General features: G+C 64.0%; 10 protein-coding genes. 5 read left to right on the forward strand and 5 right to left on the reverse strand.

Annotated elements, in window-relative coordinates; all coding sequences use genetic code 11:
• Window positions 1-13: 13 nt before the first annotated feature.
• Window positions 14-1720 carry a flagellar basal-body MS-ring/collar protein FliF gene (fliF, locus tag PY257_RS11295; RefSeq protein WP_275741813.1) on the reverse strand — a complete coding sequence of 569 codons (1707 nt, stop codon included), beginning with the start codon at window positions 1718-1720 and terminating at the stop codon, window positions 14-16.
• A gap of 177 nt (window positions 1721-1897) precedes the next feature.
• On the opposite strand from fliF, the gene fliE reads away from it, so the two are divergent.
• Complete coding sequence (gene fliE, locus PY257_RS11300; protein WP_275741815.1) at window positions 1898-2230, forward strand: flagellar hook-basal body complex protein FliE; 333 nt, start codon at window positions 1898-1900, stop codon at window positions 2228-2230.
• A gap of 122 nt (window positions 2231-2352) precedes the next feature.
• Here fliE and PY257_RS11305 read toward each other — a convergent pair whose 3' ends face one another.
• The 4 genes from PY257_RS11305 to PY257_RS11320 all read right to left on the reverse strand — a co-directional run bounded on the left by PY257_RS11305 (window position 2353) and on the right by PY257_RS11320 (window position 5988).
• Complete coding sequence (locus tag PY257_RS11305; RefSeq protein WP_275741817.1) at window positions 2353-2652, reverse strand: flagellar protein FliT; 300 nt, start codon at window positions 2650-2652, stop codon at window positions 2353-2355.
• 2 nt (window positions 2653-2654) lie between these two features.
• Complete coding sequence (gene fliS, locus PY257_RS11310) at window positions 2655-3077, reverse strand: flagellar export chaperone FliS (protein ID WP_275741819.1); 423 nt, start codon at window positions 3075-3077, stop codon at window positions 2655-2657.
• Window positions 3078-3189: 112 nt separating this feature from the next.
• Window positions 3190-4623, reverse strand: a complete 1434-nt coding sequence (gene fliD / locus PY257_RS11315; RefSeq protein WP_275741821.1) for a flagellar filament capping protein FliD — start codon at window positions 4621-4623, stop codon at window positions 3190-3192.
• Between the two features lie 153 nt (window positions 4624-4776).
• Window positions 4777-5988, reverse strand: coding sequence for a flagellin N-terminal helical domain-containing protein (locus PY257_RS11320; RefSeq protein WP_275741823.1), 1212 nt, complete (start codon window positions 5986-5988; stop codon window positions 4777-4779).
• Between the two features lie 397 nt (window positions 5989-6385).
• On the opposite strand from PY257_RS11320, the gene PY257_RS11325 reads away from it, so the two are divergent.
• The 4 genes from PY257_RS11325 (at window position 6386) to PY257_RS11340 (ending at window position 11443) form a co-directional block, all read left to right on the forward strand.
• Window positions 6386-7588, forward strand: a complete 1203-nt coding sequence (locus PY257_RS11325) for a flagellin N-terminal helical domain-containing protein (RefSeq protein WP_275741825.1) — start codon at window positions 6386-6388, stop codon at window positions 7586-7588.
• A 407-nt stretch (window positions 7589-7995) separates the two neighbouring features.
• Window positions 7996-8688: an LbetaH domain-containing protein gene (locus tag PY257_RS11330; RefSeq protein WP_275741828.1), complete on the forward strand. Its 693-nt coding sequence runs from the start codon at window positions 7996-7998 to the stop codon at window positions 8686-8688.
• A complete protein-coding gene (locus PY257_RS11335) occupies window positions 8685-10271 on the forward strand; it encodes a class I adenylate-forming enzyme family protein (RefSeq protein WP_275741830.1) in 1587 nt (528 codons plus the stop codon). The genes PY257_RS11330 and PY257_RS11335 overlap by 4 nt, the downstream gene beginning before the upstream one ends.
• Complete coding sequence (locus PY257_RS11340) at window positions 10268-11443, forward strand: Gfo/Idh/MocA family protein (RefSeq protein WP_275741832.1); 1176 nt, start codon at window positions 10268-10270, stop codon at window positions 11441-11443. Before PY257_RS11335 ends, PY257_RS11340 begins: the two co-directional genes overlap by 4 nt.
• Window positions 11444-11445: the final 2 nt, after the last annotated feature.

Here is an 11445-nt window from a genome sequence, read left to right on the forward strand (position 1 = left end):
AGGCGGGATAAGCCTAGCCTGCGGCATCATTGCCATTGATCCAGTTCTTGACGATGTTGGCCACCGCCACGGGGTTCTGGCGCGTCAGCGCGCGGGCGTTTTCCAGGCGGGTCATGTCCTCGCTGAGCGGGATCAGCTCGGCCTGGGCATCGGGCGATGGCAGGGCCGGGCGGTCCGGCGTGTCCGCCTCCAGCGCGCTGAGCTGCGTGTTTGCTGCGCCCGCCGTCTTTTCCTTGGGCTTGGCCAGGGCCTTGAACACCGGACGCACGGTGGCCAGCAGCACCAGGGCGGCGAACAGCACCAGGGCGGCAGGCACGGCATAGGTCTTGGCCAGCGCGATGTTGTCGGCCTGCTTCCAGAACGGCTGCTCGGCAGGCGGCTTCTCGACGAGGAACTGGGCGTTCATGAGGTTGACGGAGTCGCCGCGCTCCTTGTTGAAGCCGATGGTCTCGCGCACCAGCGCGGTCATCTGCTCGACCTGCTCGGGCGTCAGCGGCTTGGCCTGCGCGTTGCCCTTGTCGTCCACACCGGGCTGGTAGTTCACCACCACCGCCGCAGTCAGGCGCTTGACGGTGCCGGTGGCGGCACGGGTGACGCGCACGGTCTTGTCGACCTCGTAATTGGTGACCGACTCGCGCTTGCTCACGCCGGTCTGTGCGGCCTGCTGCTGGCCCGCGGCCGTGGGGGCCGGGTTGGCGCCGTTGACGGGCGCGGTGGTGGGCGCGGGCGGCTGGTTGCTGGTGGCGCCGGGGATGCCGGTGGGCTGCGGCGGCGATTGCGGCCCGCTGCTTTCGAGCACCTGCTGGCTGCGGATGGCGCCCGCATCGGGCGTCTGGTTGGGGCGGTGCTGCTCGGAGGTGGATTCGGTCTGCGAGAAATCGATCTCGGCGCTGACCTGGGCCTTGACATTGTCGCGCCCGACCACCGGCTCCAGGATGTCGAGGATGCGGCGGCTGTAAGTCTGCTCCATCTGCTGCACGTACTGCAACTGCTGGGCGTCGGGGCCCATGCCGTTGTCGTCGGGCGACTTGGACAGCAGCTTGCCCGAATCGTCGAGCACGCTGACGGCGGCTGGGTTGAGCTCGGGCACGCTGGAGGCGACCAGGTGCACGATGCCCGCGATCTGCGCGCGGTCGAGCAGGCGGCCCGGATACAGGCTGACCAGCACGGAGGCCGAGGGCTTCTGCTGCTCGCGGAAGAAACCATTTTGATTGGGCAGCGCCAGATGCACCCGCGCGCTCTGCACCGACGACAGCGCCTGGATGGAGCGCGTCAGCTCGCCTTCGAGCCCGCGCTGGAAGTTCAGCCGCTCCTGAAACTGGGTGATGCCGAAGCGGTTGCCCTCGGTCAACTCGAAGCCGGTGACCGAGCCCTTGGGCAGCCCCAGGGTTGCCAGGCGCAGGCGCACGTCGTGCACGCGCTCGCCGGGCACCAGGATGGCACCGCCGCCCTCGGTGTACTTGTAGGGCACGTTCATCTGCGTGAGCTGGGCGATGATGGCGCCGCCGTCCTTGTCGCTCAGGTTGGCGAACAGCACGCGGTAGTCGGGCTGGCGGGTGAGTGCCACGGCCAGGATAGCCAGTGCCACCAGCAGGGCGGCGCCGATGCCCAGCCGCAGCCGCTGCCCCCGGTCCAGGGCCGCGAGCCGCTGCGCCCAGCCCGAGCGCGCAGGCTCGGCCGGGGGCAGCGTGGTCACGGGAAGTTCGGCAACTGCGGACATCTTGCTTTCCATTACGGCATGACGCAATGCGGCTTCATGCTCCAGGGCGATTATTCGGATGGAGCACGCCGACGTTCGCTGGATAAGCCCGGCATTTGACCATCATTTCCACACGATGGCCGCCGCCGCCGCGCCTACGATCCAATCCTGTCCCGTATTCCCCGATGGGTAACCGCCATGGATCTGCGCATCACCTCCTCCACCATTCCGCCCATGCCCGGCAGCACCGGCGCCGCAGGGCGCGCCGCGAGCGGCAAGGTCGCGCCGACGGATACGGGCAAGGTCGAAGGCGGGTTTTCCACGGCGCTCAAGGGCGCGCTGCAGTCGGTCAGCGCGGCACAGAACGAGGCCACGCGGCTGCAGCAGGAAGTGCAGATGGAAAACCCCTCCGTCAGCCTGGAGGAAACCATGGTGGCCATCCAGAAGGCGCAGATCGGCTTCCAATCGGTGATGCATGTGCGCAACCGCATGGTGCAGGCGTACACCGACATCATGAACATGCAGGTCTAGATAGACCCTGACACTATAAAATCAATAGCTGCCACCGCAGGTAGATAAAGCGCAAAAGGGCAATTTCATCACTGAAATTACCCTTGGCCGCTCGTGCCGCCGGCCACAAGCCGGCAGCGGGATCAGTGCACGAAGTACGGCCTGCCCTCGAACATCTGCGCGCACTGTGCGAGCCACGGCTCGGCCAGGTTGCGGATCTGCGCGTCGTTGTGCAGGATGCGCTGCATGATGCGCGCCTTCTCGCCGCGCTGCTCGGGCAGGATCTCCTCGTCGTGCGCGCGGCAGCGCAGTTGCTCGATCAGCACCGCGCAGGCGCCCTCGTAGCGCACCACGCCGTCCCAGTCCTGCACCTGGGCGGCCTCCAGCATGCGGCAACTGCTCTCCTCGATGGCCTTGTAGTAGTCCAGCAGCATGACAGCCATTCTCATATTCCTCCCTGCGTGGCGTTGCCGGCTGTGTCGCCGATCTGTTTCCAGCTTTGGGCCACCGGCGCGAGCAGTTCGACGACTTCGGCCAGCCCCGCATCGTCGTTGCGCAGGTTGGCATAGGTCAGGCGGACCGTGCAGTAGTCGTACAGCGAACGGAGGTTGTCCGCCACCGCCCCTCCCTGTGCATCATTGAGGCCGCCCTTGAGCCCTTCTTCCAGGATGCGGACAGCCCTGCCGATGTGGCGCCCCTTGGCCGCGATGTCGTCGCGGGCCAGGGCGCCGCGCGCTTCGGCCAGCGACTGCATGAGGCCATCGAAGAGGAGGCTGACGAGCTGGTGCGGGGTGGCTCCATCGATGCTCGACTCGACGCCGACCTGCCGGTACGTTGATGCTGCGCGTGCGCTGACGGGGGTGTACATGCTGCTGTTCCTGCTTGTATCCACTTTGTGTACTGGTTTTATCGGCAGCGCTGCCGCGAACTCAAGGGCCGGGAGGCGAAAAAGGGCCAGGGCGCATGGGGCGTACCCGCCGTCAACCCTTGCTCTTGTTCCAGTTGGTGATCTGCTGCGTCATGAAGGTGCTCAGCGAGGTCAACTGGGCCATCTGGGTGTCCAGCGCGGTGTACTGGGCGCGCAGTCGAGACTCCAGGCTCGTGGCCTTGTCGTTGACCTTGCCCTGCTCGTCCACGTTGCGGCTGCTGGCTTTTTCAAGCGCGCCGTACTTGGTTGTGACCAGGCCGTCAGTGGACAGCAGCATCGTGGCGAAACTCTTCATGCGGGCCGCGATGCCGGTCGCGTTGCCACTGCCGTCCTTGGCGGTGAAGAGCGTCTTGAGTTCGGCGGAATTGCCGAGCGCATCGTCGAGCTTGGATTCATTGGTGATCTTGAGATCGCCTCCGCGCTGGAACTCGATGCCGATGTCGCTCAGATGCTGGTAAGCGCCACTGCCGAGCACACCCGTCACCACGCTGCGCAGGCTGTTCATGAGGTTCACGGTAGAGGAATCGCCCTGCATGACACCAGCAGTGTTCGTGTCCGAGTCGTACTTGGTCGAGGTACTCAACAGGTCATTGAGTGCGTTGTAGGCATCCACGAAGGACTGGATGCTGCTCTTGATGGAGTCGGAGTCGGTCGCAACCTGGATTTCGGCCGGGGCGGTGGTCACCGCCGTGGCGGTGACGCTCAGGCCCGCGAACAGGCTTGAGAACGTGTTGGTCGCCGAAGTGACCGCCACGCCGTTGATGGTGGCCTTGGCATCAAGGCCGCTCTGGTAGGTGGCCATGTCGGCCGCCATGCCCACTCCGCTGGCGTTCTGCGGATCGAACGACAACGCCGACAGGCCGGCGCCACCGCTTTCCGTGGCCTGCACGCGGAACCCCGCGGCCTCGCCCGTGTCCTTGGATCGCAGCAGCAGGCGCTGGCCGGACGCATCGGTCAGCACCGTCGCCACCACGCCAGCGTTGGCGTCGTTGATCTTGGCGGCCACGCTGGTCAGCGTATCGGTCGATGACACACCGATGTCGACCGCTGCCGCTGTGCCAGGCGTGAAGGTGGATGCGTCGCCACTCCACGCGCCGAGCTGGATCGAGAGCGTGCCCGCGCCCACGGGGCTGCCGGCTGCGACCACCCCCGAAGCGGCGGACTGCGCCCGGGCCAGTTGCGACACGCCCATGCTGAACGACGTCGCGCTCGGGTTGCCCGTGGCCTTGGCCGTGATGGCGCTGCTGTTGGACGAGGTGACGGTCTTGGTGTTCCATGTGCCGTCGAGCGACAGCGCGGAGGCGGCGTCCTGCAGTGTGGACACCAGGGAACTGATCTGCCCGTAGGTCGAGATCTGGGTCTGGATTTTCGTGGCCTGGGTCTGGAGCAGGTCGAGCGGCTTCTTCTCGATCGCCACCATCTGGGAAATGATCGACTCCACGTCCAGGCCGCTGCCGATACCGATGGACGAAATGCTTCCTGTCATGGTGGCTCCTTCATGATCACCGCCCGCTACGTTGCACAGGCACGCGGCAGTCTCGCACTTTCCGCCGCGGCCATAAAGCCAAAAAGCGGTGGCAGAAGGGCTCTGCTACCGCTTTTTGGGCCGGTCGCCTGAACCGGCCCAATGGCACCTGCCTTACCTCAGCAGCGACAGCACCTGCTGCGGCAACTGGTTGGCCTGCGCCACCATGGCGGTGCCGGCCTGCTGCAGGATCTGGGCCCGCGACAGGTTGGCTGTTTCCGAGGCGAAGTCGGCATCCACGATACGGCCACGCGCCGCCGAGGTGTTCTCCACCATGATGTCGATGTTGGACACCGAGTTCTCGAACCGGCTTTGCAAGGCGCCCAGCTTGGCGCGGGCCGAATTGACCTGGTCAATGCCGTTGTCGATCTTCTTCAGCGAAACCCAGGCGTCAGCCTGCGTGGTGACGGTGAGCGTATCGATGCCAGTTTGCGCCGTGCCGCTAGCCGCGGCAAAGGTCGTGCTTGCCGCAACGCCTGTGGTGGTTGCGGTAAAGCCGCCACCCAAGGTGATCGCGGTCTGCGCCGTACCCGAGGTGGTCAGGGCGTCGGAGCGGAACTTAACCGTATAGCCACTGGTTTCGTCACCCTCCAGGAAGGCGGTAAGGCCGGTATCGGTGGACTTGCGGTTGATCGCCTCGACCACCTGGCCGAGTCGCTCGCTGGTGGAGTTGGCGGCATCCAATGCCCCCAGATCGGTGGTCTGGCCGTTGACCGTGATCGTCAGGCCACCCGAAACCGCAGCCAGACCCGCAGTCGTGATGGTGCCGGAGCCTGCGGCCACAGCGCCGCTTGCGGTGGCGTATTCCACTTTGGACAGCCCCGTGGCGCTGGAATTGGTCAGCGCGCCCACGGTGATGTTCTCGCCCGCGTTGGCGCCCACCTGGAACACCGCGCCCGCGAAGGTGCCGTCGAGCAGCTTCGTGCCGTTGAAGCTGGTCTGCTTGGCCACGCGGTCGATTTCGTCAGTCAACTGCGACACTTCAGCCTGCAAGGCCTCGCGGTCGGCTTTGCTGTTGGTGGCATTGCCAGCCTGCACGGTCAGTTCGCGCATGCGCTGGAGCATGTCGCTGACCTTGCCCAGCGCGCCTTCGGCCGTCTGTGCCAGGGAAATGCCGTCGTTGGCGTTGCGCGCCGCCACCGTCAGGCCCTTGACCTGGGTGTTCATGCGCTCGGCGATCGCCAGACCGGCGGCATCGTCTTTCGCGCTATTGACGCGCAGGCCGGAGGATAGGCGTTGCATCGAGGTGGCCAGCGAACTGGCGGACGCCGTCAGATTGCGCTGGGCGGTGATGGAATTGATATTGGTATTGATCGTAGAGGCCATTTCGAACTCCTAGAGGACAAAAAACCGGCATCACTGCCGACCGGAACGCCAGTTCAACGACCGGCAGCCAAAACCGCCGCGACGCCCGAGGCAAGCCTGGGCATACACGCCCTCTTCTTGCCCGCCTCGCCTAACGGTTTAACGCCCCTTGCAGGGCCGTTGCAATGGTTTTCGGACGGCCATGGCAAAACTTGAGGGCCTGGACGAAAAACATCCCACCGGCGGCGTCCTGGCCCGCCTGCCCAAGCAGTGAATTGCAAGGCCTTTTCGGCGCTATTCCCGGCTATGGCCCGCACCGAATTGCCCAGAATCACTACACCGCATATCGCAATGCCGGCCTGCCTGCCGGCGTCCCAGCCGGTGAATTTGCTGGCGAACCGTCACCCAGGAGCTACAAATGGCCTCTACGATCAATACCAACATTGCGTCGCTGAACGCCCAACGCAACTTGGCGACCTCCCAGTCTTCGCTGGCCACCTCGATGCAGCGTCTATCCTCCGGCCTGCGCGTCAATAGCGCGAAAGACGATGCCGCCGGTCTGGCGATCGCCGAGCGCATGAACACCCAGGTCAAGGGCCTGACGGTGGCGGCGCGCAACGCCAACGACGGCATTTCCCTGGCACAGACGGCCGAAGGCGCGCTGGGCAAGGTCAGCGACATGCTCCAGCGCATGCGCGAACTGACCGTGCAGGCTGGCAATGCCACCAACAGCAAAAGCGACCGCGCGGCCCTGCAAGCCGAAGTGTCCCAGTTGCGCGACGAAATCGACCGCGTGGCCAAGCAGACCAGCTTCAACGGCACGAAGCTGCTCGACGGCACCTTCGCGGGCGCGGTGTTCCAGGTGGGCGCCAACGCGGGCGAGAACATCACCGTGGGCGCGCTGACGAACGCGAGCGTCAACGGGCTGTCCAAAGTGGAATACGCCACCGCAAGCGGCGCTGTGCTCGCAGGCTCCGGCACCATCACGAACTTGACTGCGGTTTCGGGTGGACTGGCGATCACGGTCAGTGGTCAGACCACCGATCTGGGGGCATTGGATGCCGCCAACTCCACCAGCGAGCGACTCGGCCAGGTGGTCGAGGCGATCAACCGCAAGTCCACCGATACCGGCCTTACCGCCTTCCTGCAGGGCGACGAAACCAGTGGCTATACGATCCAGTTCCGCTCCGACGCCCTGACCACCTCGGGCACGGCGGAGACCGCGATCACCTTAAGCGGCTTTACCGCAGCCAGCACAGGCGTTGCGGCAAGCACGACCTTTGCCGCGGCTAGCGGCACGGCGCAAACTGGCATCGATACGCTCACCGTCACCACGCAGGCTGACGCCTGGGTTTCGCTGAAGAAGATCGACAGCGCACTAGACCAGATCAATTCGTCCCGCGCCACGCTGGGCGCCCTGCAAAGCCGGTTCGAGAACTCGGTGTCCAACATCAGCATCATGGTGGAGAACACCTCCGCGGCGCGTGGCCGTATCGTGGATGCGGACTTCGCCCTGGAAACCTCCAACCTGTCACGCACGCAGATCCTGCAGCAGGCCGGCACCGCCATGGTGGCGCAGGCCAACCAGTTGCCGCAGCAGGTGCTGCAGTTGCTGAAGTGAGTTAAGGGCAGGGCTGAGGTTCCGACGTTCTGAACACGCCGCAAAGCGGATTGGCTGCTTCGTTGGGGGAAGGCCCTTCGCCATCGAAGCGTATATTTCCGCATTCAGGCGCTGCGCGAGGCGATCCTTCGCCACTCCACGCCCGACATCGCCAACATCGGCCAGGGCAGCCAGTTCAACAGCACCGCGCCCGTGCACTTATTGCACTTATCTTGGAATCTGGGATGTTCATACAACCGGAGCCGGACCACTTCGCGATGCCCCGGAATTTTGGGTTTTTCGGAAATTGGTCGCCCAAGGATGCCATGCGCACTTATTATTTGGTGCATTCTTCACCTCGCCTGATCGACCACCTCTCGGACCCCATTCCGGTATGCATGCGCGTACCGCTATAGGAAAAATAGCCAATGGATCGCCGGCCTTTAATCATCTACGGTAATGGCCAAATGGCCGGCTTGCTCCATCAGTTTGCCAGCCTGGAGTTCGAAGTCGTTGCCTTCACCGTCGATCAATGCGCCATCCGCGAATCCACGCTGGCAGGAAAACCAGTCGTCCCGTTTGAGACCCTCACGCAGCACTACCCACCGAAAGGCCACCAGTTCATCACGGCGGTAGGGCATATCCAGATGAACCGCCTACGTTCCCGCAAGTACCAGGAGGCCAAGGCACGGGGTTATGCGTTCGCAAATTACATCCACCCCAGCGTCGTCCGACATCCCTCGGTCTCGCTGGGAGAAAACAACGTGATACTGGACCATGTCGCCATTCATCCATTCACGCGCATCGGCAACGGCAATTTCATCTGCAGCAATGCCTCAATAGGTCATGGCTGCACTATTGACGATGATTGCCTCATCAATTCCGGCGTGGCAATCGCGGGAGAAACGCATATTCACTCTGGCTGCTTCCTGGGGGTCAACGCGACCATTGGCGACAATATCTCCCTTGGCGACCATTGCTATGTGGGGGCCCATACGCTGATCGTGAAGGACACCGTTTCAGGTGAAGTCCGCATATCCCCCGCAGGGGAACGCTTCCCCTTGTCAAGCGACGAATTCCTTCAATTCATTCAACGCGCGCGCAACGCACCAGCGCCATGAGTATCCCCGTGGGCGAAGAAGGGCTAACACCCAGCCATTCCCCTATTTATGCTCTGTTTGCCCTAGCAGCGGCCCGGTATCCCGACAAGACAGCGCTGATCGTCGGCACCCGACGCCTGACGTATCGTGAAATCGCCACACGAGTCAATCACCTTGCAGCGGGCCTTGCGGCCCAAGGACTCGACGCGGGGAGCCACCTTGGCGTAGTGCTGCCCAATGGCATTGAATTCGTGCTGCTGATGCTGGCGGCGGCCCGGTTGGGGCTGGTGCTTGTACCCCAGCCGATGGGTTCCACCGGCGAAGCGCTGGCGAAGGCCTTCCAGGCCACTGACGTGCGCCATGTAGCGCTTTGGCACGGACTCCTGCCGCGTCTGGTCGACAGCACGGCATTGGCCTCCATCGCTGGCACGCGCATCTGCGCAGGAGGGGGGGCGAGCCCTGCTGGCTGGATCGCTTTCGAGTCATTGCTGCTGCCGCCCCAGCCCCTTCAAACGCAGCGCGAACCCAGCGTGGCCGCCGCCAGTCATCCCTACTTGATGGTGCTGACCTCCGGCTCCACCGGCTCTCCCAAACCCATCCTGCTGAGCCAGGAAACCAAGGTCGCCCGGGCACGCGCCGCCATCGACCTCTATGGGCTCCATGCCGGCGACTGCATACTCACTGCCACGCCTCTCTACCATTCGCTGGCGCAGCGCCTCGTGCTTATTCCTTTGCTCATAGGTGCGACCAGTGTTGTGCTGGAACACTTTTCTCCCACTGCCTGGTGCGCGGCCATCGCGGAATATCGATGCAGCTTTTCCATCGCAGTGTCATCCCAGCTTAAGCAATTGCTGCCCGATTTGCATGCCAACAGGCAAACGCTAACATCGTTGCGCTGCCTGGTTTCGTCCTCGGCACTTCTGGATACCCCCACCAAGAGCTCTCTGCTGGAAGCCCTGAGCTGTGAATTCCACGAATGCTATGGTGCCTCCGAAATCGCCACCGCCACCAACCTGCACGCGCAAATGGACAGTACCAAGTTCGGCTCCGTGGGCAAACCCGTCCCGGGCGCCGATCTGCTCATCCTCGATGAGCAGGGCCGGACGGCATCCGCAGGCAATCCGGGCGAAATTCTGTGCCGTACGCCGCTGGCCTTCAGCGGTTACTACGCACAGCCGGAAAAAACACAGGCCGCGCACCTGAATGGATATTTCCGCACTGGCGACATCGGGAAAATCGACGCGGAAGGCTACCTCTACTACCTGGGTCGGCTGAAGGACTTGGTAATCACCGGAGGCATAAACATCTACCCCAAGGACATCGAAGATCTGCTTACCGGCCGTCTTGGCATCGAAGAATGCACCGTCATCGCAGTGCCCGACAGCCGGCTCGGCGAAGTCGTCGGTGCCGTACTGGCGACAGGGGTGGGCAGGCAGGCACCTGATCTGCGGGCCGTCCAAAGGCTCTGCGCCAAGTGCCTGAACGATGCCCAGCAGCCGCGCCACTATTTCATCGTCGATCAACTGCCGCGCAATGCTATGGGCAAGGTCGACAAGCCGGCGCTGCGCCGCCGGTTCGCTACCTCGGAGGGCTCCGCAGCATGACGGCCGACATCCACCGCCCACGCCCGCCCCTGCGGCTGGGCTTCGTGGGCGGCGCGCTCAATTCAGCCGTCGGCTATGCCCACTTTGTCTCCAGTACCCTCGACAACCGGTTCGAGGTCGTGGCCGGGTGCTTCAGCCGACACCCCGATGTGAATGCAGAAGCCGGCGCGGCTTACGCCGTTGCGCCCGAGCGCGTCCATGCCGACTGGCATACGCTGCTGGAACGCGAGCGTGACAGCCTGGACGCACTTGTCGTGCTGACCCCGACGCCCGCGCACGCACCCATACTGGCCACCGCGCTGGATGCGGGCGTGCCCGTCATCTGCGAAAAGGCGCTGGCCACATCCCATGCGCAAGCCCTGCACATCCAGGAGTCGGTGCAGCGCAACGGCGGCTTCCTGGCCGTCACCTACAACTACACCGGCTATCCCATGGTGCGCGAGCTGCGGCAGCTCATCCGCGACGGCCTGCTGGGCCAACTGCAGCAGATCCATGTGGAAATGCCGCAGGAGGGCTTTCTGCGCACCACCGACGGCGAACTCCCCCACCCTCAGATCTGGCGCCTGCATGATGGAACCATCCCGACCGTATCGCTCGACCTGGGCGTGCATGCCCACCACCTGGTGGAGTTTCTGAGCGGTCAGCACGTCCTGGAAGTCGTGGCCGACCAGCGCTGCTTCGGGCACTTCCCAACCATCATCGACGACATCAGTTGCATGGCCCGTTACTCGGGCGGCATTCGCGTCAACTATTGGTATGGAAAAACCGCGCTCGGCTACCGCAATGGTCTGCGGATCAGGATTTTCGGCTCCAAGGCTTCCGCGCAATGGCTCCAGGCCGAGCCAGAGTTACTGTCCATCTACCATGCCGATGGGCGCCGCGAGCAGGTTGACCGAGGCTCGTCCGGCCTGCGGGTGGCGAGCCGGCCACGCTACAACCGCTTCAAGCCCGGGCACCCGGCCGGGTTCGTCGAAGCATTCGCCAACCTGTATGCAGATATCGCCGACCTGCTGCAGCAGCGCCGGCAAGGTCAGGCCCACCCACAGTCGGAGTATGTATTCGGAGCCAACAGCGCCAGCGCGGGTCTGGCATTCTTGGAAGCCGTCACCGCATCCATGCACAGCCATGCATGGCAGCCGGTGGCCGGTCAGCCCCCAGCCCAGGAGCAATGAAG

Source organism: Curvibacter soli (assembly GCF_029211125.1).
GTDB classification, from domain to species: Bacteria; Pseudomonadota; Gammaproteobacteria; order Burkholderiales; family Burkholderiaceae_C; genus Curvibacter_A; species Curvibacter_A soli.

What these genes read in the sequence shown, in the direction of transcription:
- PY257_RS11340 (WP_275741832.1), top strand. Translation starts at nt 10,268, where the DNA reads ATGACGGCCGACATCCACCGCCCACGCCCGCCCCTGCGGCTGGGCTTC.
- fliD (WP_275741821.1), bottom strand. Translation starts at nt 4,623, where the DNA reads ATGACAGGAAGCATTTCGTCCATCGGTATCGGCAGCGGCCTGGACGTG.
- PY257_RS11335 (WP_275741830.1), top strand. Translation starts at nt 8,685, where the DNA reads ATGAGTATCCCCGTGGGCGAAGAAGGGCTAACACCCAGCCATTCCCCT.
- PY257_RS11330 (WP_275741828.1), top strand. Translation starts at nt 7,996, where the DNA reads ATGGATCGCCGGCCTTTAATCATCTACGGTAATGGCCAAATGGCCGGC.
- fliS (WP_275741819.1), bottom strand. Translation starts at nt 3,077, where the DNA reads ATGTACACCCCCGTCAGCGCACGCGCAGCATCAACGTACCGGCAGGTC.
- fliF (WP_275741813.1), bottom strand. Translation starts at nt 1,720, where the DNA reads ATGTCCGCAGTTGCCGAACTTCCCGTGACCACGCTGCCCCCGGCCGAG.
- PY257_RS11305 (WP_275741817.1), bottom strand. Translation starts at nt 2,652, where the DNA reads ATGGCTGTCATGCTGCTGGACTACTACAAGGCCATCGAGGAGAGCAGT.
- fliE (WP_275741815.1), top strand. Translation starts at nt 1,898, where the DNA reads ATGGATCTGCGCATCACCTCCTCCACCATTCCGCCCATGCCCGGCAGC.
- PY257_RS11325 (WP_275741825.1), top strand. Translation starts at nt 6,386, where the DNA reads ATGGCCTCTACGATCAATACCAACATTGCGTCGCTGAACGCCCAACGC.
- PY257_RS11320 (WP_275741823.1), bottom strand. Translation starts at nt 5,988, where the DNA reads ATGGCCTCTACGATCAATACCAATATCAATTCCATCACCGCCCAGCGC.